23 protein-coding genes are annotated in these 19,254 nt (G+C 69.0%); 10 read left to right on the forward strand and 13 right to left on the reverse strand.

Annotated features, from left to right (window positions below):
• Nucleotides 1-37: 37 nt before the first annotated feature.
• Complete coding sequence (locus tag RGD00_RS06885) at nt 38-1,042, reverse strand: TraB/GumN family protein (protein ID WP_310456568.1); 1,005 nt, start codon at nt 1,040-1,042, stop codon at nt 38-40.
• A 160-nt stretch (nt 1,043-1,202) separates the two neighbouring features.
• Here RGD00_RS06885 and groES point away from each other — a divergent pair, with 160 nt between their 5' ends.
• From groES to RGD00_RS06900, 3 genes are all read left to right on the forward strand, one after another.
• Nucleotides 1,203-1,490, forward strand: coding sequence for a co-chaperone GroES (groES, locus tag RGD00_RS06890; RefSeq protein WP_310456569.1), 288 nt, complete (start codon nt 1,203-1,205; stop codon nt 1,488-1,490).
• 65 nt (nt 1,491-1,555) lie between these two features.
• Nucleotides 1,556-3,193 (forward strand): chaperonin GroEL, encoded by a 1,638-nt coding sequence (groL, locus tag RGD00_RS06895; protein ID WP_310456570.1) that lies wholly within the window; start codon nt 1,556-1,558, stop codon nt 3,191-3,193.
• 140 nt (nt 3,194-3,333) lie between these two features.
• A complete protein-coding gene (locus tag RGD00_RS06900) occupies nt 3,334-4,572 on the forward strand; it encodes a glycosyltransferase (protein ID WP_310456571.1) in 1,239 nt (412 codons plus the stop codon).
• On the opposite strand, the gene RGD00_RS06905 is transcribed toward RGD00_RS06900, so the two are convergent.
• Complete coding sequence (locus RGD00_RS06905; RefSeq protein WP_310456572.1) at nt 4,573-5,025, reverse strand: NUDIX domain-containing protein; 453 nt, start codon at nt 5,023-5,025, stop codon at nt 4,573-4,575.
• A gap of 98 nt (nt 5,026-5,123) precedes the next feature.
• On the opposite strand from RGD00_RS06905, the gene RGD00_RS06910 reads away from it, so the two are divergent.
• A complete protein-coding gene (locus tag RGD00_RS06910; RefSeq protein ID WP_310456609.1) occupies nt 5,124-5,864 on the forward strand; it encodes an alpha/beta hydrolase in 741 nt (246 codons plus the stop codon).
• Nucleotides 5,865-5,883: 19 nt separating this feature from the next.
• Here the strand turns inward: RGD00_RS06910 and RGD00_RS06915 are convergent, their stop codons facing one another.
• The 3 genes from RGD00_RS06915 to RGD00_RS06925 are packed head-to-tail and all read right to left on the reverse strand — an operon-like array spanning nt 5,884 to nt 7,747.
• On the reverse strand, nt 5,884-6,957 hold the full coding sequence (locus RGD00_RS06915; RefSeq protein WP_310456573.1) for a 5-(carboxyamino)imidazole ribonucleotide synthase: 1,074 nt from the start codon (nt 6,955-6,957) through the stop codon (nt 5,884-5,886).
• A gap of 43 nt (nt 6,958-7,000) precedes the next feature.
• A complete protein-coding gene (purE, locus tag RGD00_RS06920) occupies nt 7,001-7,483 on the reverse strand; it encodes a 5-(carboxyamino)imidazole ribonucleotide mutase (protein ID WP_310456574.1) in 483 nt (160 codons plus the stop codon).
• Between the two features lie 45 nt (nt 7,484-7,528).
• Nucleotides 7,529-7,747, reverse strand: coding sequence for a YdcH family protein (locus tag RGD00_RS06925; RefSeq protein ID WP_310456575.1), 219 nt, complete (start codon nt 7,745-7,747; stop codon nt 7,529-7,531).
• 182 nt (nt 7,748-7,929) lie between these two features.
• On the opposite strand from RGD00_RS06925, the gene RGD00_RS06930 reads away from it, so the two are divergent.
• Complete coding sequence (locus RGD00_RS06930; RefSeq protein WP_310456576.1) at nt 7,930-8,343, forward strand: Hsp20 family protein; 414 nt, start codon at nt 7,930-7,932, stop codon at nt 8,341-8,343.
• Nucleotides 8,344-8,356: 13 nt separating this feature from the next.
• Nucleotides 8,357-8,584: a DUF1150 family protein gene (locus RGD00_RS06935; protein ID WP_310456577.1), complete on the forward strand. Its 228-nt coding sequence runs from the start codon at nt 8,357-8,359 to the stop codon at nt 8,582-8,584.
• 15 nt (nt 8,585-8,599) lie between these two features.
• On the opposite strand, the gene RGD00_RS06940 is transcribed toward RGD00_RS06935, so the two are convergent.
• From RGD00_RS06940 to trxB, 3 genes are all read right to left on the reverse strand, one after another.
• The gene (locus RGD00_RS06940) at nt 8,600-8,899 is read right to left on the reverse strand and encodes a hypothetical protein (RefSeq protein WP_310456578.1); all 300 of its coding nucleotides are present in this window, start codon (nt 8,897-8,899) and stop codon (nt 8,600-8,602) included.
• A 142-nt stretch (nt 8,900-9,041) separates the two neighbouring features.
• Complete coding sequence (locus RGD00_RS06945) at nt 9,042-10,748, reverse strand: bifunctional sulfate adenylyltransferase/adenylylsulfate kinase (RefSeq protein WP_310456579.1); 1,707 nt, start codon at nt 10,746-10,748, stop codon at nt 9,042-9,044.
• Between the two features lie 147 nt (nt 10,749-10,895).
• Nucleotides 10,896-11,837, reverse strand: coding sequence for a thioredoxin-disulfide reductase (gene trxB, locus RGD00_RS06950; protein ID WP_310456580.1), 942 nt, complete (start codon nt 11,835-11,837; stop codon nt 10,896-10,898).
• Nucleotides 11,838-12,035: 198 nt separating this feature from the next.
• Between trxB and RGD00_RS06955 the strand changes: the two genes are divergently transcribed.
• Nucleotides 12,036-12,536, forward strand: coding sequence for an Lrp/AsnC family transcriptional regulator (locus RGD00_RS06955; protein ID WP_310456581.1), 501 nt, complete (start codon nt 12,036-12,038; stop codon nt 12,534-12,536).
• A gap of 411 nt (nt 12,537-12,947) precedes the next feature.
• Here the strand turns inward: RGD00_RS06955 and RGD00_RS06960 are convergent, their stop codons facing one another.
• From RGD00_RS06960 to lgt, 4 genes are all read right to left on the reverse strand, one after another.
• Nucleotides 12,948-13,097, reverse strand: a complete 150-nt coding sequence (locus RGD00_RS06960) for a hypothetical protein (protein WP_310456582.1) — start codon at nt 13,095-13,097, stop codon at nt 12,948-12,950.
• A gap of 140 nt (nt 13,098-13,237) precedes the next feature.
• Nucleotides 13,238-13,993 (reverse strand): peptidoglycan editing factor PgeF, encoded by a 756-nt coding sequence (gene pgeF / locus RGD00_RS06965; protein ID WP_310456610.1) that lies wholly within the window; start codon nt 13,991-13,993, stop codon nt 13,238-13,240.
• Between the two features lie 8 nt (nt 13,994-14,001).
• Nucleotides 14,002-15,075 (reverse strand): class I SAM-dependent methyltransferase, encoded by a 1,074-nt coding sequence (locus RGD00_RS06970; RefSeq protein WP_310456583.1) that lies wholly within the window; start codon nt 15,073-15,075, stop codon nt 14,002-14,004.
• A complete protein-coding gene (gene lgt, locus RGD00_RS06975; RefSeq protein WP_310456584.1) occupies nt 15,072-15,953 on the reverse strand; it encodes a prolipoprotein diacylglyceryl transferase in 882 nt (293 codons plus the stop codon). The genes RGD00_RS06970 and lgt overlap by 4 nt, the downstream gene beginning before the upstream one ends.
• A 115-nt stretch (nt 15,954-16,068) precedes the next feature.
• On the opposite strand from lgt, the gene RGD00_RS06980 reads away from it, so the two are divergent.
• The 3 genes from RGD00_RS06980 (at nt 16,069) to RGD00_RS06990 (ending at nt 17,753) form a co-directional block, all read left to right on the forward strand.
• The gene (locus tag RGD00_RS06980; protein WP_310456585.1) at nt 16,069-16,314 is read left to right on the forward strand and encodes an accessory factor UbiK family protein; all 246 of its coding nucleotides are present in this window, start codon (nt 16,069-16,071) and stop codon (nt 16,312-16,314) included.
• Between the two features lie 460 nt (nt 16,315-16,774).
• Nucleotides 16,775-17,011, forward strand: coding sequence for an Lrp/AsnC ligand binding domain-containing protein (locus RGD00_RS06985; RefSeq protein WP_310456586.1), 237 nt, complete (start codon nt 16,775-16,777; stop codon nt 17,009-17,011).
• A gap of 4 nt (nt 17,012-17,015) precedes the next feature.
• The gene (locus RGD00_RS06990; protein ID WP_310456587.1) at nt 17,016-17,753 is read left to right on the forward strand and encodes an SDR family oxidoreductase; all 738 of its coding nucleotides are present in this window, start codon (nt 17,016-17,018) and stop codon (nt 17,751-17,753) included.
• Nucleotides 17,754-17,926: 173 nt separating this feature from the next.
• On the opposite strand, the gene RGD00_RS06995 is transcribed toward RGD00_RS06990, so the two are convergent.
• Nucleotides 17,927-19,231, reverse strand: coding sequence for a UDP-glucose dehydrogenase family protein (locus RGD00_RS06995; protein WP_310456588.1), 1,305 nt, complete (start codon nt 19,229-19,231; stop codon nt 17,927-17,929).
• Between the last annotated feature and the right edge of the window lie 23 nt (nt 19,232-19,254).

The raw sequence follows: 19,254 nt of genomic DNA on the forward strand, positions 1-19,254 counted from the left end.
GTCATCCGCCCCGGGGCGATTTTCTGCGTTGCGGCATCTACCCGTCCAGCCGCGCGATGGTGAACCCCTCTGCCGCCAGCAGCGCCAGCACGCCGGTGTCCCCGGGCAGGTGCAGCGCGCCGAAGGCCGCCAGCACCGGCCCGCGCCCTGCGGCCTCTGTCAGCACCGGGATCCAGGCGCGGTTGCGCGTGGTCATCAGCAGGGATTCGGCCAGATCCATCTGCGCGGCGGCCTCTTCGGTGCTCAGCCCCGGCTGGTGCAGCGCCCGCGCGCGGGTGAATTCCCAGATCAGCCGCGACTGGCCGCGGAAATAGGCGTTGGCCAGCGTCACCGCCTGGTTTTCGGCATCCTCGGCCATCAGCAGCGTGGCGCGGATCATGCCCAGTTCCTGCGCGGGGTCGAGCCCCTCGAAGATGCGGAACAGCGTGTCATGCGGTTCCAGCGCCGCCACCGGCAGGCCCCGCGCCTGCGCCGCCGCGATCAGCCGGTTGTCGAGCCCCTCCGCCCCGGCCTTCAGCGCCTCCAGCGCGCAGGGCGGCAGGCCGAGCAGCATCGCCACATACCAGGGCCGGAATTTCGACGCCATGAACCCCGGCACCCCCCGCGCCCGCATCGCCGCCATGACCGCCTGCCAATCCGCCTCGGGCAGCAGTTCGGGCAGGGTGGGGCCTTCGGTCAGGAACATGATGTCGGGCTTCTGGGCCAGATCGGCGGTCAGGCGGGCCTGTTCCTCCGGCCCCGCCTCGACCAGCAGCAGGCGCGCATCCGACAGGAGCGGCGCGATGGCGTCCATCAGCGCGTCGTGGCGGGGATCGTCCAGATGATAGGTGCCGACCAGATGGATCACGGCATCCCCGCGCTGCGCGCGCCAGATATTGCCCTCGGGGTAGGGCACGGCGGCGGCGGCGCGGTAAAGCGCCCGGCGATCCGCGTCGGGCAGGGCGGCGATCAGGTCGCGCCCGGCGCAGGCGGCCGCGGCTTGCTGCGCCGCGGCGAAAAACAGGCCGGCCAGCAGAAGGCGAAGGAACAGGCGGTGCCACATGCCCCCCGTATCGCACGCCCGCCGGCCCCCGCCAAGGCCCCGCCGTCCCCGCCGCCGCCCCCGTTGACAGGGACGGGCGCATTGACTACCTAGATCCCGCGTTGGCACTCGGACAAGGTGAGTGCCAACATGAAACCTGAAACCTAGGGAGTGTTTTCAGATGGCATTCAAACCGCTGCATGACCGCGTGCTGGTTCGCCGCGTCCAGAGCGAGGAAAAGACCAAGGGCGGTCTGATCATCCCCGACACCGCCAAGGAAAAACCCGCCGAGGGCGAGATCGTCGCCGTGGGCGAGGGCGCGCGCAAGGATTCGGGCGAGCTGATCGCGCCGTCGGTGAAGGCGGGCGACCGCATCCTGTTCGGCAAGTGGTCGGGCACCGAAGTGACGCTGGATGGCGAAGAACTGCTGATCATGAAGGAAAGCGACATCCTCGGCATCATCGGCTGAGACCGCTTTTCCAGATCGGTGCGCAGGCCGCGCACCCTATCCCATAATCCAAGGAGAACAGCAACATGGCTGCCAAGGAAGTCCGTTTCGATACCGACGCCCGCGACCGCATGCTGCGCGGCGTCAACATCCTCGCCGATGCCGTGAAAGTCACCCTGGGCCCGAAAGGCCGCAACGTGGTGATCGAGAAATCGTTCGGCGCCCCGCGCATCACCAAGGACGGCGTGTCCGTCGCCAAGGAAATCGAACTGTCCGACAAGTTCGAGAACATGGGCGCGCAGATGGTGAAGGAAGTCGCTTCCCGCACCAATGACGAGGCCGGCGACGGCACCACCACCGCGACCGTTCTGGCGCAGGCGATCGTGCGCGAGGGCCTCAAGGCCGTGGCCGCGGGCATGAACCCGATGGACCTCAAGCGCGGCATCGACACCGCCACCGCGAAAGTGGTCGAGACCATCAAGGCCGCCGCCCGCCCGGTGAAGGACAGCGACGAAGTCGCGCAGGTCGGCACCATTTCGGCCAACGGCGAGGCCCAGATCGGCCGCTTCATCGCCGATGCGATGCAGAAGGTCGGCAACGAGGGTGTCATCACCGTCGAAGAAAACAAGGGGATGGAGACCGAGGTCGAAGTCGTCGAGGGCATGCAGTTCGACCGCGGCTACCTGTCGCCCTATTTCGTGACCAACGCCGACAAGATGGTCGCGGAACTGGAAGACGCCTACATCCTGCTGCACGAAAAGAAACTGTCGTCGCTGCAACCGATGGTCCCGCTGCTCGAGGCCGTGATCCAGTCGCAGCGCCCGCTGCTGATCATCGCCGAAGACGTCGAGGGCGAGGCGCTGGCGACCCTGGTGGTCAACAAGCTGCGCGGCGGCCTCAAGATCGCTGCCGTCAAGGCCCCGGGCTTCGGCGACCGCCGCAAGGCCATGCTTCAGGACATCGCGATCCTGACCGGCGGCCAGGTCATCTCGGACGACCTCGGCATGAAGCTGGAAAACGTCACGATCGACATGCTCGGCCGCGCCAAGAAGGTCTCGATCAACAAGGACAACACCACCGTCGTCGACGGCGCCGGTGAAAAGGCCGAGATCGAGGCCCGCGTGACCCAGATCCGCACGCAGATCGAGGAAACCACCTCGGACTACGACCGCGAGAAGCTGCAGGAGCGTGTGGCGAAACTGGCGGGCGGCGTCGCGGTGATCCGCGTCGGCGGCATGACCGAAGTCGAAGTGAAAGAGCGCAAGGACCGCGTGGACGACGCGCTGAACGCCACCCGCGCCGCGGTGCAGGAAGGCGTGATCGTCGGCGGCGGCGTGGCGCTGGTTCAGGCGGCGAAGTCGCTCGACGGGCTGACGGGCGCCAACAGCGACCAGGATGCCGGCATCGCCATCATCCGCCGCGCGCTGGAAGCGCCGCTGCGCCAGATCGCCACCAACGCCGGCGTCGACGGCGCCGTGGTGGCCGGCAAGGTGCGCGAATCGTCCGACGCGAACTTCGGCTTCAACGCGCAGACCGAGGAATATGGCGACATGTTCAAGTTCGGCGTGATCGACCCGGCCAAGGTCGTGCGCACCGCGCTGGAAGATGCGGCCTCGGTCGCCTCGCTGCTGATCACCACCGAAGCGATGATCGCCGACAAGCCCGAGCCCAAGGCCCCGGCCGGCGGCATGCCCGACATGGGCGGCATGGGCGGCATGATGTAATCCCGCTTGGCGGAACCATCAGGGGAAGGGGGCCTTCGGGCCCCCTTTCTGCATTCCGGGCTCGTGCCCGGTGGGGCGGGCGGCTAGGTTGTTCCTGACGGAGAGGGACGAGGGCGCCGCGGCAGGCGGATGGGAACGGAATGGACCAGAGTGACGGAACGCTGCTCATCTACGCGCCGGTGCCGCTGTATCGCGCGGCGGATGGCGGCTGGCTGGTCGAGGCGCAGGCCTGCAACGGGCTGCGGCTCTGGGCGGAGAACTTTGCGCGGGTGATCGTGATGATGCCGCTTGCCCCCGGCGCGCCGCCGCCCGGGTGGGTGCCTGCCGCCGCCATCGGCCCGGCAGTGGCGCGGATAGAGATCGCGGCGCTGCCCATGGCCTGGCGGCCCGACCGCTTCCTGCGGCATCTGCCCGCCACGCGCCGTCGCATCCGCGCGCTGATCGACCGGGCGGATTACCTCAGTTTCGCCATCGGCGGGCTGTTCGGCGACTGGGGCGCCGTCGCCTGTTTCGAGGCGCGCCGGATGGGCCGGCGGCATGCGGTCTGGACCGACCGGGTGGAATCGGCGGTGACGCGGCACATGGCGGCGCAGCCGGGCCCCTGGCGCGCGCGGCTGCGGGCGCGGCTGACGCACCGGCCGATGGCGGCGCTGGAACGCGCGGTGATCCGGGGGGCGGACCTCGGCCTTTTTCATGGCGGCGAGACCTTTGCCGCCTATGCCCCCTTCAGCCGCAATCCCCATATGGTGCATGACATTCATCTGTCGCGCGCCGACCACATCGCCCCCGCGGCGCTGAAGGCCAAGGCGGCCGGCGCGGCCGAGGGGCCGTTGCGTCTGGCCTATGTCGGGCGGGCGGATCCGATGAAGGGCCCGCGCGACTGGATCGCGGTGCTGGAAAGGCTGGCCGCCGAAGGGGTCGATTTCCGCGCCACCTGGCTGGGCGACGGGCAGGATCTGGCCTGGATGCGCGCCCGGCTGGCCGCCGATGGGGGGCTGCTGGCGGGGCGGGTGGATCTGCCCGGCTTCACCGAGGACCGGGGGGCGGTGCTGCGCCTGCTGCGGGGCGCGCATCTCTTCCTCTTCTGCCACCAGACCCCGGAATCGCCCCGCTGCCTGATCGAGGCGCTGGTGTCCGCCGCGCCGATCCTGGGCTATGACGGGGCCTTCGCGCGCGATCTGATCGCCGGGCATGGCGGCGGGGTGCTGGTGCCGCAGGGCGATGTGGCGGCGCTGGCCGGGGCGGTGGCGGCGCTGGCGCGGGACCGCGGGCGGCTCGCCGGGGCGATCCGGGCCGCGGCGGCCGATGGCGCGATGTTCAGCGACGACGAGGTGTTCCGCCACCGCAGCGCGATCATCCGCGCCCATCTGGGGCGCTAGTCAGCGAGCCAGCGGCTCCAGCGGGTCATAGCCGATCCCCTCGCCCCATGCCGCCTGCGGCAGGCTGTCGGGCTTGAACCGGATCGCGCCCATCTCGGCGCGGGCGAAGAACCGCCGTTCCGTCACCACGCCCTCGGGGTCGCGCCAGTCGGGCGACAGCGCGCCGCCGGTGATGGTGCAGCGGAAAAAGACCTCGATCTGGTGAAAGCCGTTGGCCGGGTCGTGGTATTCGTTCACCAGCACCGGCCGGCCCACGGCGACGGCAAGCCCGGTTTCCTCGTGCACCTCGCGGGCGAGGTTGTCGGGCAGCGACTGGTGCGGTTCCGCCCCGCCGCCGGGCGCGCACCACAGATCCGACACCCCGCCGGGCCAGGCATTGACCAGCAACAGCCGGTCCTGATGCAGGATCAGGGCGCGGACGGCAAGGCGGTGGCGGGCGGGACGCAGGGTCATGGGCGATTTCTGCGCCGGGCGGGGGGCAATGTCCATTCCCCCTCTCGCATCGCGGCGCCGCCACGCCTACCTTTGCCCTGTTGCCCGACGAGGACCCGATGCCGCGCCTGCCGATCCTTCTTGCCCTCGTGGCGGCCCTTGCCGCCGCGGCGCCCGCCCGGGCGGCCGATTGCGTGGTGCTGCTGCACGGGCTGGCCCGCAGCGAGGCGTCGCTGGCGCTGATGCGCGCGGCGCTGGAGGGTGCGGGCTATCGCGTGGTCAACCGCGGCTATCCCTCGACCACCGCCCCGGTGGAGGATCTGGCGCGCGACTACGTCGGCCCGGCGGTGCGCGAATGCGGCCCCGAGGGGGCGGTGCATTTCGTCACCCATTCGATGGGCGGGATCCTCGTGCGCATCTGGCTGACGGCGCATCGCCTGACGCATCCGGGCCGGGTGGTGATGCTGGGTCCGCCCAACCAGGGCAGCGAACTGGTCGACGCCCTGGGGGAAATCGCCGCCTTCGAATGGATCAACGGCCCCGCGGGGCACGAACTGGGCACCGGCGAGGGCAGCGTGCCGCGCCACCTGCCGCCGGTGGATTTCGCGCTTGGCGTGATCGCGGGCGACCGGTCGCTGAACCCGGTCTATTCGGCGCTGATCGCGGGGCCCGACGATGGCAAGGTGTCGGTCGATTCCACCCGCGTGGCGGGGATGGCCGACCATATCGTGCTGCCGGTGACGCATACGTTCATGATGAACTCGCCCATCGTCATCGCGCAGGTGCTGGCCTTTCTGTCCACCGGCCGCTTCGACCCCGAGGCCAACTGGGTCGAGGCGGTGGCGCGGCTGCTGCCCTAGGATTGACCGCCGACCCGCCCTAGCTGCGCGGCCGGATGCGGTTCACGTGGCCCATCTTGCGGCCCGGCCGCGCCTCTGCCTTGCCGTAGAGGTGCACGGCGGTCCGCGCCTCGCGCAGCAGGTCGGGAAGGCGGTCCACATCCTCGCCGATCAGGTTTTCCATCACCACATCCGCATACCGCCCGCCATCGCCAAGCGGCAGGCCGGCGACGGCGCGGATATGCTGTTCGAACTGGTCCACCGCGCAGCCGTTCTGCGTCCAGTGGCCGGAGTTGTGGACGCGCGGCGCGATCTCGTTCACCAGCAGGCCCTGCGGGGTCACGAACAGCTCCACCCCCAACACCCCCACATAATCGAGCGCATTGAGGATCCGCGCCGCGATCAGCACCGCGTCCTGCTGCTGCGCCGCCGTCAGCCGGGCGGGCACGGTGGTGGTGGCAAGGATGCCGTCGCGGTGCACGTTCTCGCCGGGGTCATAGGCGGCGACGCTGCCGTCGACGCCCCGCGCGGCGATCACCGAGACCTCGTGGCTGAAGGTCACGAACCCCTCCAGCACCGCCGACGCGCCCTGCATGGCGGCCAGCGCGCCGGGCGCATCGCCCGCCGCCTTGATCCGCGCCTGCCCCTTGCCGTCATAGCCGAGCCGTGTGGTTTTCAGGATCGCCGGCGCCCCGATCCGCGCCAGCGCGGCGTCCAGATCGGCAAGGTCGTTCACCGGGGCGAAGGGCGCGGTGCGCAGGCCGATCCCGCTCAGAAAGGTCTTTTCGGCGATCCGGTCCTGACTGACGGCCAGCGCGCGGCGGTTGGGACGGATCGGGCGGGCGGCCTCCAGCAGGTCGAGCGCGGCGGTCGGCACGTTCTCGAACTCGTAGGTGATCACATCCACGCCCGCGGCGAAATCGGCCAGCGCGGCGGCATCCTCGTAAGGCGCGGTGAAGGTCTTTTCCGCCACCTGCCCCGCGGGCGGGTTGGCCGCCGGTTCATAGATATGGCAGCGATAGCCGAGCCGCGCCGCCGCGACCGACAGCATCCGGCCAAGCTGGCCGCCGCCGAGGATGCCGATGACGGAACCGGGGGGCAGGGGGGTGGTCATGCGTGTTCCCGCCCCAGAGCCCGAGGCGCGGCGCCCGTGCGGGCTATTCGTCAACGGGTTCGTCGGGGATCGAGGCCGACAGCGCATCGCGCCAGGCTTGCAGCCGTTCGGCCAGCGCGGGGTCCGACAGCGCCAGGATCGCCGCCGCCATCAGCCCGCCGTTCGCCGCCCCCGCCGCCCCGATCGCCATCGTTGCCACGGGGAACCCCTTGGGCATCTGCACGATGGAATAAAGGCTGTCCACGCCCGACAGCGCGCGGGTCTGCACCGGCACGCCGATCACCGGCAGGCGGGTTTTCGACGCCATCATGCCCGGCAGATGCGCCGCGCCGCCCGCGCCCGCGACGATGACCTTCAGCCCGCGGTCCGCCGCCGCCTTGCCGTAGGACCACAGCCGGTCGGGCGTGCGGTGGGCGGAGACGATCTTGGCTTCCCACGCCACGCCGAGTTCGTCCAGCACCGCGGCCGCCTCTTTCATCGTCGGCCAGTCGGACTGGCTGCCCATGATGATCCCAACCTGTGCCATTCGTTCCCCCGGATTCGGAGCGCGCACTATAACGGCCCGGCGGGCTCAGGCAATGATGTCGGGGATCAGGCGGTCCTCGATCGTGGCGATCATGTCCTTGAGCGCCAGCTTGTGCTTTTTCAGCCGGCGCAGCGTCAGCGGGTCGCTGCGCTGCGCGGCCTCCATCGCATGGATCGCCTCGTCCAGGTCGCGGTGTTCGCGGCGCAGGACCTCCAGGCGGATGCGCAGAACTTCCTCGGTGTCGAGTTCGGTCGGGGCGTTCATGAAAGCTATGTGAGTCGTTGCGGTGGCTTGCCGCCCATTCTAGGCCCATGCGCGCCGGTTTGGAAGGAAATCCACGGCATGGCGGGGGCTTGCCGATCAGTTCCCCGCCCCCCATATTCATTCGGCGGGTTGCCTGCAAGGCGGGGGCCCGCAACGGTGTCGCTTGCTGCAAGGGCATGGAAATGACGAAACTGAGCTTCGGGTCGCATCCCTTCCTTCTGGGCTTCGAACAGTTGGAACGGCTTGTCGAACGGACGGCCAAGACCGCGGGCGAAGGCTATCCGCCGTTCAACATCGAACGGGTGAGCGAAAACGACTATCGCATCACGCTGGCGGTGGCGGGGTTCCGCGAAAGCGATCTGGCGATCACCGTCGAGGACCGGCAGCTTGTCATCCGCGGCCGGCAGGACGAAGCCGACGAAGGCCGCGTTTTCCTGCATCGCGGCATCGCAGCGCGGCAGTTCCAGCGCAGCTTCGTTCTGGCCGAAGGGGTCGAGGTGGCGGGCGCGCGGCTGGAAAACGGCCTGCTTCATGTCGACCTGCGCCGCGCCGTGCCGGAAACGGTGGTGCAGACAATCCACATTACCAGTGCTTGAGGAGGCTCGTGTAATGGATGTTCCTTTTGATTTCGGGCCCGAAACGGGCGACCGCATCGTCTATGTCCGCCCCGTCGCGGTGGCCGACCTGCCCGAGGATCTGCGCGCGCAGGTCGGCGGGCTGGACGTGATCTATTCCGTCCACCGCCCGGATGGCGAACGGCTGGCGCTGGTGCGCGACCGCAAGCTCGCCTTCCTGCTGGCGCGCCAGCACGATCTGGCGCCGGTGAACGTGCACTGACGCGCCGGGGCTGCCTCAGTTGAGGCAGAGGTACAGCCGTTCGATGACGTAGGTATACTGCCCCGTCGGGATGTTCCGCGTGCTGGTGAATTCTGCCCGTTTGCGGTGCCCGCGCTGGCAGATTTCCACCGCCCGGGCGTCGGCCTTGGCGTTGACCGCCGCGCGGTCCTGATCCGAGGCGAACATCAGCGCGCCGCCGTCGAGCTGGATGCTCACGCTGTCGCCGTTGTATTGCGACACCGCGGGTTCGACCGTCGGCGCGGCGCAGGCGGTCAGCGCCGTCAGAAGGACGGTCAGCAGCACGGATTTTCTCATCTGATGGCTTCCCTTGTGATCGCCGGTGCGTGCCGGCCCGGCCGATCTAACCGCGCAAAGGTAAACAAGGGGTTAATCCGACCGGGAAACGGAAAAGGGCCCGTCCGGCAGGACGGGCCCTTCCGCATCCGGCCGTGCCGGATCAGGCCTTGATCAGGCCCATCGATTCCAGCGTCAGCAGCACCTGATGCGCGCAGCTGTCGACATCGGTGCCCTCGGTTTCCACCCGCAGTTCGGGCTTCACCGGTGCCTCGTAGGGGTCGGAGATCCCGGTGAATTCCTTGATCTTGCCTTCGCGGGCCAGCTTGTAGAGCCCCTTGCGGTCGCGGCGTTCGCATTCCTCGACCGAGGTCGCCACATGCACCTCGATGAAGGCGCCGTAGGCCTCGATCATCTCGCGCACGGCGCGGCGGGTCGCGGTATAGGGTGCGATCGGGGCGCAGATGGCGATGCCGCCGTTCTTGGTGATCTCGGACGCGACATAGCCGATGCGCTTGATGTTGATGTCGCGGTGTTCCTTGCTGAACCCCAGTTCCGACGACAGATGCTTGCGCACCACGTCACCGTCCAGAAGCGTCACCGGACGGCCGCCCATTTCCATCAGCTTGACCATCAGCGCGTTGGCGATGGTGGACTTGCCCGACCCGGACAGGCCGGTGAAGAACACCGTGAAGCCCTGCTTCGCGCGCGGCGGCGAGGTGCGGCGCAGTTCGGCCACGACCTCGGGGAAGCTGAACCATTCGGGGATCTCCAGCCCCTCGCGCAGGCGGCGGCGCAGTTCGGTGCCGGAAATGTTCAGCACCGTCGCGCCCTCGGGCACCTCGCCTTCGGGGAAATACTGGGCCTTTTCCTGCACATAGACCATCTGTTTGAAATCGACCATCCTGATGCCGATTTCGTCCTGGTGCTTGCGGACCAGTTCCTGCGCGTCATAGGGGCCGTAGAAATCCTGCCCCTGGCTGTTCTTGCCGGGGCCCGCATGGTCGCGCCCGACGATGAAATGGGTCAGCCCGTGGTTGCGGCGGATCATCGCGTGCCACAGCGCCTCGCGCGGGCCGGCCATGCGCATGGCGAGGTTCAGCAGCGACAGATGCGTGGTCGACTGCGGATATTTGTCCAGCACCGCCTCATAGCAGCGCACGCGGGTGAAATGGTCCACGTCGCCCGGTTTGGTCATGCCGACCACCGGATGGATCAGCAGGTTCGCCTGCGCCTCGCGCGCGGCGCGGAAAGTCAGTTCCTGGTGCGCGCGGTGCAGCGGGTTGCGCGTCTGGAACGCAACGATCTTCTGCCAGCCCACCTTGCGGAAGAAGGCGCGCAACTCGTTCGGGGTGTCGCGGCGGGCCTTGAAGTCGTAGTGCACCGGCTGCTGGATGCCGGTCACGGGACCGCCCAGATAGACCTTGCCGGCCGTGTTGTGCAGATAGTTCACCGCCGGATGCGCCACGTCGTCGGCACCGAAGACCTTTTCGGCCTCGTTCGACTTGTTCGGCACCCATTTGTCGCTGATCGACAGGATGGCGAGGATCACGCCCTCCTGATCGCGCAGCGCGATGTCGGTGCCGGGCTCGACCTTCTCGGCGAAGGCTTCGGACACGTCGAGCGTGATCGGCATCGGCCAGAGCGACCCGTCCGCGAGCCGCATGTTTTCCACCACGCCGTCATAGTCGGCCTCGCCCAGAAAGCCCTTGAGCGGATAGAAGCCGCCGTTCATCAGCAGTTCGAGGTCGCAGGTCTGACGCGGGGTCAGATCCCACGACAGCAGGTTGCCGGCTTCGATCTTGAGTTTCTGGGCGGATTCGGCGGAAACATAAAGCTCCGGGATCGGAGCATGGGACGACAGAGCCATTGCGTATCTCGGCTTTCCTGAAAATGCGGCTTGAACGCGAAAACGCGCTAGCCGGGCCTTACCCCCGTCACGCCCCGCTTTTCAAGCGCAATTGGCCGCGAAACCTGCCGCAGGGGCGAAAAATGCCGCCCTGCGGCAGGAGAACGCCTATTCGCCGCCCGCAAGAAAGCGTTCGGCGTCCAGTGCGGCCATGCAGCCCATGCCGGCAGAGGTCACGGCCTGGCGGTAGACGTGATCGGTCAGGTCGCCCGCCGCGAACACCCCGGGGATCGAGGTGCGGGTGGTGCCGGGTTCGACCTTGACGTAGCCGCCGTGGTGCAGGTCCAGCTGATCCTTGACCAGTTCCGACGCCGGCGCATGGCCGATCGCCACGAAGAAACCCGCGCAGGGCAGGGTGCGCTCAGTGCCGGTCTGCACGTCGCGGATGCGCACGCCGCTGACGGCGGCGGGGTCGCCCTCGCCCAGGATCTCCTCGACGGTATGGTTCCAGACCACCTCGACCTTGGGATGCTTGAACAGCCGGTCCTGAAGGATCTTTTCGGCGCGAAAGCTGTCGCGGCGGTGGACGACCGTCACCTTGCTGGCGAAATTGGTCAGGAACAGCGCCTCTTCCACCGCGGTGTTGCCGCCGCCGATCACCACGACCTCTTTGCCGCGGTAGAAGAACCCGTCGCAGGTGGCGCAGGCCGACACGCCGAAGCCCTTGAACCGTTCCTCGGACGGGATCCCCAGCCATTTCGCCTGCGCCCCGGTGGCGAGGATCACCGCGTCGGCGGTATAGGTGGTGCCGCTGTCGCCCTGCGCGGTGAAGGGCCGCGCCGACAGGTCGAGCGACAGGATCTGGTCGGCGACGATCTCTGCCCCCATCTCGCGCGCGTGGTCTTCCATGCGGACCATCAGGTCGGGGCCCTGCACCATCGTGTCGCCGGGCCAGTTCTCGACCTCGGTGGTGATGGTCAGCTGGCCGCCGGGCTGGATGCCCTGCACCAGCAGCGGCTGCAACATCGCCCGCGCGGAATAGACCGCGGCGGTATAACCCGCCGGACCCGAACCGATGATGAGCACCCGAGTATGGCGTTTGTCCGGCATCGCATTCTTTCCTTTCCTTGTTCGCCCCGATATAGAACGCGCCCCTGCGCGCGGAAAGCCCCGCCGGGGCGGACTGCGGCGGATTGCGCGCCGCACCTGTGCCCCCGACAGGAAATGCCTGTGAAGGACCGCAATTGAAACATTGTTGCGCGGGTCGGGCGAAACCCCTACATTCCGCCGCGAAGAAGGAGACCCGACATGGCAGGCGCGAAGCTTGACCCGATCGACCGGCGGATTCTGGCGGAATTGCAGGCCGACGGGCGCATGACCAATGTGGAACTGGCCCGCCGCGTCGGGATTTCCGCGCCCCCCTGCCTGCGCCGGGTGCGCACGCTGGAAGAGGCGGGCTATATCCGCGGCTATCACGCCGACATCAACGCCCGCGAACTGGGATTCGAGGTGCAGGTCTTTGCCATGGTGCGCCTGCACAGCCAGGCGGAGGCCGATCTGGTCGCCTTCGAGGACCGCTGCCGCGCCTGGCCGCTGGTGCGCGAATGCCATATGCTGAACGGCGAGATCGACTTCATCCTGAAATGCGTGGCGCCCGACCTGTCGTCGTTCCAGCGGTTCCTGACGGGCGAACTGACCTCGGCCGACAATGTGGCGAGCGTCAAGACCTCGCTGGTGATCCGCGGCGCCAAGGACGACCCCGGCGTGCCCTTCGACGTGCTGGAAGAACGGCTGGCCCGTCTGGCCTGAGGATCGTCGGCCGGGGCTTGCCTCGGCATCCCTGCGCCGCGCCAACCACCCCCCGAAACGACTGACGACCCCGGAACGCGCGGGACAGAGGGCCGCGCGGCGGGGTCGTCGAGTACGAGCAGTCCGCCCGGGTGCGTCCGGCGTCACCTTTGGGGGCATCGCGGCGGATCGGCACCCTTCTGGGGCGTACAGGGGCAGAATGTCGCAAGCGTCCGGGGCTGTCAAAATTAATCCTGAATTGCCGCCCCATGCCGACACAATCCCGCCACGGGTGGCACATTGTCCGGCGCGGCGTGCCGGATCGTGGCGAGGGCGGGCAGAATCACCACGCCAGGGGGCAGTGCTGACCCCGAAACGCAGACAGCCGGGGCGGGCCCGGCTGTGTGTCGCGTCACGATTCGGGAGGGGTGGTCAGCGCGCGGCGCGCACCGGGCGCGCGGGCTGCGGCGCGGCCTTGGGCGCGGCGGCGGCGCTGCGGTTGCCGCGGGCCCAGGGCAGGGCGGGGACGGGCTGGGTGCTTGCGGCAAGGACCGATTTCAGCCAGCGGCGTTGTTTCGTCATGATGGTCAATCCTCTCACTCGTCAATCCCGTCACCCGGGGCATGGCGCCATATGGGCCCCGGATTGCGGCAAGGACATGGCCATCCGACGGCGCTTCGCGGCAGTCCAAGGGAGTTTTCTTGTCCCCGTCCCGGAAACGATCAGAGCCGGATGACAGAGATCAGCCGCCCGTAATCGGCCTCGCCCGCATGGGTGGTGCGGCGGTAGGAATAGAACCGTTCGGGATCGCGGTAGGTGCAATGGCGCGTCCACAGCGCCTCGCCCACGCCCGCCGCCCGCAGCCGGTAAAGCCCATAGGCCGGCAGGTCGAACAGCGCCCGGTCGCCCGCGCCTTGGGCGAAGAAGCGGGCGGTTTCCGGGTCGTCGTCGAGAAACCCCTCGACGAATTCGGGGCCGACCTCGTAGGCCGCCTGGCTGATCGTCGGCCCGATCACCGCGCGGATGCGCGCCCGGTCGGCGCCGAGCGATTCCATCGCCGCCACCGTCGCCTCCAGCACGCCGTCGCGCGCGCCGCGCCAGCCGGCATGCGCCGCGCCGATCACCCCGGCCTCTGGATCCGCGAACAGCACCGGCTGGCAATCGGCGGTCAGCACCGCCAGCACCAGCCCCGGCGTGCGCGTCACCAGCGCATCGGCGCGCGGCGGGACCGCGGGCGGGGCGTCGATCACCGCCACATCGGCGGAATGCACCTGATGCAGCGTCACCATCCGGTCGGGCGCGGCCCCCATCGCCTCTGCCACCCGGGCGCGGTTGATCGCCACCACCTCGGCCAGATCGGACGATCCGGTGCCGCAGTTCAGCCCCGCGAAGATCCCCGAGGAGGCGCCGCCGCGCCGGGTGAAGAATCCGTGCCGGATCGGGGCCAGCGCGCGGTCGGTCAGGATTTCCAGCGTCATGGTGGGCGTCACGGGGCGAATCCGGCAGGCAGGGGCGCGCCGTGCGGGATCACCGCCAGCGCCTTGAACAGGGTTCCCATTTCTTCGGGATGGGTCAAGCGCCGATGCGCGGCCAGATGCGCCGCCAGCGCATCGCCCGCCAGCCGCCCGGCCAGCGCGCTGGCCCGCGCCGCGATGCCGAGCCGTTCCAGCAGCACCCCCTGCGTCACCAGCGGCAGCGCGCGGGCCCCCGCATCCTCTGCCGCGCGGGCGAGGGGTTCGAAATCCACATGCGCGGTCAGGTCGGCCTGCCCCGGTTCGGCCAGCGGGTCGGCGAAACCATGCCGCCGCAGCGCCTGGAACGTGTCGCCGCGCGACCGCCAGCCGCCATAATCCACCGCCAGCGCCACCCCGCCATGCCGGGCCACGCGCCCTGCGACCGCCGCCATCACCCCGGGCGCGGCCGGGCACAGTTCCACCACATCGCCCGGCGCGGTATCGGCCAGCCGCCCGGCCAGCGCCGCCACCGGCAGCGGTGTTGCGCGGCCCAGGGCCAACCGGCCGTCGGCATTCAGCCCCACCATGGTTTCCGCCCATCCCGCGCCCGCCCGGGCGAACTGGCGGATCGGCAGGGCGTCGAAGAATTCGTTGGCCAGAAGGAAAAGCGGCGCCTCGGGCAGGGCATCGGCGCTGTCGGCCCAGTCAACGGCATGGGGGGCCACCGCCGCGCGCTGGCGGTCCCGCAGGGCGGGGCTCGCCTCGACCAGCACCACCCTTGCGGCCGCATGGAACCCCGGCACCCGCGCCGTCGCGCGCAGCACATCGGCCATCAGCACCCCCCGCCCGGGGCCGAGTTCCGCCAGCGTGAAGGCCCCGGGCCGCCCCTGATCCAGCCATGCCTGCGCAAGGCACAGGCCCAGAAGTTCGCCGAACATCTGGCTGATCTCGGGCGCGGTGGTGAAATCGCCCTCGGCCCCGAAGGGCGGGCGGGTGGTGTAATAGCCGTGGTCGGGGTGCAGCAGGCACTCGGCCATGTAATCGGCCAGCGTCATCGGCCCGGTGGCGGCGATGCGCCGCGTCAGCAGGGCCGCCAGCGGCGTCATGCCGCCTGCCGCCCGCGGGCGAAGACGATCAGCGCCACCCCCGCCAGCACCATCGGCAAGGACAGCAATTGCCCCATCGACAGCCCCCATTCCCCCACCCGCAGCACATGGCCAAAGGGATTGCCGGGGGTGACGAACTGGGCATCCGCCTCGCGGAAGAACTCGACAAAGAACCGCGCCGCGCCATAGCCGGCAAAGAACGCCCCCGCGATCTGCCCCGGCCGCTTCAGCCAGCCGCGCCGGTAGATCAGCCACAGCAGCACCGCGCCCAGCAACAGCCCCTCCAGCCCCGCCTCGTACAGTTGCGAAGGGTGGCGGGCACAGATGCCGACCACGCCCGCGCAATCCTGCCCCGCGCCGGGGAAGGCCACGCCCCAGGGCATGGTGGTCGGATGACCCCAGAGTTCCGCATTGATGAAATTCGCGATGCGCCCGAAGAACAGCCCCGGCGGCGTCGCCACCGCCAGCGCATCGGCAAGGCTGAGCCGCGGGACCGCGTGGCGCGCGCTGTAGATCCAGGCCGCCGCCACCACGCCGAGGAACCCGCCATGGAACGACATTCCCCCCTGCCAGACCGCCAGGATCTGCCCCGGATTGGCAAGGTAATAGGCCGGCTGGTAGAACAGCACGAAACCGAGCCGCCCGCCGAGCACCACGCCCACGATGATCCATGTCAGCAGATCCTCGACCTGCCGGGGCTGCATCGGCGCCACCCCGCCCCACAGCGCCGGCCGCCGCATCAGCCCCACTACCAGCCGCCATCCCGCGATCAGCCCGGCGATATAGGCCAGCGCATACCAGCGCAGCGCAAAGCTGAAGCCCCCGATCTCGATCGAGAAGATTTCGGGCGAGATGTCGGGGAAGGGGATATGGGGCATGTCCGGCCTCGTCCGCTGTGCGCCCGCGGTTGTGGGCGGGGGCGGCGGCGAAGTCAACCTTGTGCGCCGCCCCCGGCGGGCTCATATAGGGATGAAACGTGACAGGAGCCCGGCGATGACCCCCCGTTCGAAGATCTTCGACGACATCTCGCAACTGATGACCAATGCAATGGGCGTGGCCCAGGGCGCACGGACAGAGGCGGAGACGGCGATGAAGGGCATGATCGACCGCTGGCTGGCCGATCGCGATTTCGTGACGCGCGAGGAATTCGAGGCCGTGCGCGAAATGGCCCGCAAGGCGCGCGAGGAAAACGCCGCGCTAGAAGCCCGCATCGCCGCGCTGGAATCGCGGCAGGGCTGACGCCCGGACCCGTGGACCCCCCCGGGGGGCAAAGCTGCATCGCGGAATCGCGTCGTTCCTGCGGCCTTGTTCTAGGGTGTTTCTATAGAACGCCTGCGCCCCGGGCACCCTCTCGACACCCCGCACAAAGGTACGGCCTTCCTGCCGGTCAACCCGGCACCGCCTGTCCCCGATCCACCGCGCGCAGATGCGCCAGCGTGCGCGCCAATGCCAGCGCAGCCGTGCCCGGGTCGTGTTGCCGCCATTACCGGGCAGGATCTCTGCCGGGCGGGGGCGCATCGCCCGCCCGCCTTGCCGTGGCCGTTCCGCCCGTGCCCGTCCCTCCCCGGCGTCCCTGCCAGCATGCCCTGCCCCCCCCCCCGCAGGCGGGCAACGCCGATGCCGAAAATCCCCCGCGGCGGGTGGTTCAGCTTCGGCGCGAAATGGGCTAGCCTGCCGCCAGACAACCGAAAGGGCCGCCATGACCTGCGTTTTCGTCCAGTTCCGCTGCCAGCCCGGCAAGACCTACGAGGTCGCCGATGCGATCTACGACCGCGAGGTGGTGTCGGAGCTTTACTCCACCTCGGGCGAATACGACCTGATCGCCAAGATCTATATCCCCGCGGATGCGGATGTGGGCCATTACCTGTCGGACCGCCTGTTCGACATCCCCGGCATCGTGCGCACGCTGACCACGATGACCTTCAAGGCGTTCTGAGCCGATGGCGCGCGTGGCGGTGATCACCGGCGCCTCGGCCGGGATCGGGGCGGCGGCGGTGCGGGCGTTTCTGGACGCAGGCTGGCAGGTGGCCGCGCTCGCCCGGCGCGCGGGGCCGCTGGAGGCGGTGACGGCGGGCCATCCGGCGGCGCTGGCGCTGCCCTGCGACGTGACCGATGCGGCGGCGGTCGAGGCGGCGTTCGACGCCGTGACGGCGCGGTTCGGCCGGGTGGATGTGCTTTTCAACAACGCCGGGGTCTTCACCCCCGCCGGCCTGATCGACGAAATCCCGCTGGAGGACTGGCACGATTCCGTCGCCGTCAACCTGACCGGCATGTTCCTCTGCGCCCGCGCGGCCTTTGCCCGGATGCGGCGGCAGGACCCGCGGGGTGGGCGGATCGTCAACAACGGCTCGGTGGCCGCACAGGCGCCCCGCCCCGGATCGGTGGCCTATACGGCCACGAAACACGCGGTGACGGGGCTGACGAAAAGCCTGTCGCTCGATGGCCGCGCCTTCGACATCGCCTGCGGGCAGATCGACGTGGGCAATGCGCGCACGCAACTGCTGGAAGACCACATCGCCCGCCTGCGCGCCGCCGACCCGGCGGCAGAGGCGCCGCCGATGATCGACCCCGCGCTGGTGGCCGATGCCGTGCTGCGCATGGCCGACCTGCCGCTGGCGGCGAATGTCCAGTTCATGACCCTGATGGCGACGAAGATGCCGCTGGTGGGGCGGGGCTGAGCCACGCGCCCGGCGGTTGCGCGGGTGGAGGGTGCGGGAGCCTCCGGCGGGGATATTTAAGAGACAGAAAATGAACAAGGTCGCGCCTTTCCCAAAAGGATGCGCCCCTGTTCATTTTCTGTCCCTAAATATCCCGGGGTCCGGGGCAGCGCCCCGGCGCCGCCCTTTCCGCCTTAGCGGCCGATGCCCATATAGGCGTCGAACCCGGCCTTGCGGGCGTCTTTCTCGGAATAGATGTTGCGCAGGTCGGCCATGCGGGGGGCGGCCATCTTGCGGGCGATCTTGCGCAGGTCGAGCGCGCGGAACTCGTTCCATTCCGTCAGGATCACCAGCGCATGGGCGGCATGGGCGGCCTGATAGGGATCCTCCATCCATTTCACACCGGGCAACAGCGCCTCGCCCTCTTTCCGGCCTTGTGGATCGACCACGCGCACCTTCGCGCCGGCGCCCACCAGCGCGGGGATGATGGTCAGGGCGGGGGCTTCGCGCATGTCGTCGGTGTTGGGCTTGAAGGTCACGCCGAGCACGGCGATCACCTTGCCGTTGACTTTGCCGTCGCAGAGATCCTCGACCTTTTCGATCATGCGGCGCTTGGTTTCCTCGTTCACCTTGATCACGGTCTCGGTGATCTGCATCGGCACCGCATGGTCCTGCCCCATGCGGGCCAGCGCGCGGGTGTCCTTGGGAAAGCACGATCCCCCATAGCCCGGGCCCGCATGCAGGAACTTGTTGCCGATGCGCCCGTCCAGCCCCATGCCCTGCGCCACCGATTTCACATCCGCCCCCACCCGTTCGCACAGCGCCGCGATTTCATTGACGAAGGTGATCTTGGCGGCGAGGAAGGCATTGGCGGCGTATTTGATCATCTCTGCCGATTCCAGATCGGTGTAGACGATGGGGAAATCGCGCAGGAACAGCGGGCGATAGACATCCGCCATCACCTCGCGCGCGCGGTCGGTCTGGGCGCCCACCACCACGCGGTCGGGGCGCATGAAATCGTCGATCGCCGCGCCCTCGCGCAGGAATTCGGGGTTGGAGGCGACATCGAATTCCGCCTTGGGATTGGCCTTGCGGATGGTGCGGGCGACCTGGCGGTTGGTGCCCACCGGCACGGTGGATTTCGTCACCACCACCGCATAGCCGGTCAGCGCCTGCGCGATCTCCTCTGCCGCGGCATGGACATAGGTCAGGTCGGCATGCCCGTCGCCGCGCCGCGTGGGCGTGCCCACGGCGATGAACACCGCATCCGCCCCGTCCACCGCCCCCGCGAGGTCAGAGGTGAACGACAGCCGCCCCGCCGCCACGTTGCGCGCCATCAGCTGGTCGAGCCCGGGTTCGTAGATCGGCACCTCGCCCGCTTCCAGCCGGGCGATCTTGGCCGCGTCCTTGTCGACGCAGACGACCTCGTGCCCGAAATCGGAAAAGCACACGCCGGAAACGAGGCCGACATAGCCCGTGCCGATCATCGCAATCTTCATGCCGCTGCCCCTTCGCGCCTGCC

Source organism: Ruixingdingia sedimenti, assembly GCF_031432425.1.
Lineage (GTDB): Bacteria > Pseudomonadota > Alphaproteobacteria > Rhodobacterales > Rhodobacteraceae > Ruixingdingia > Ruixingdingia sedimenti.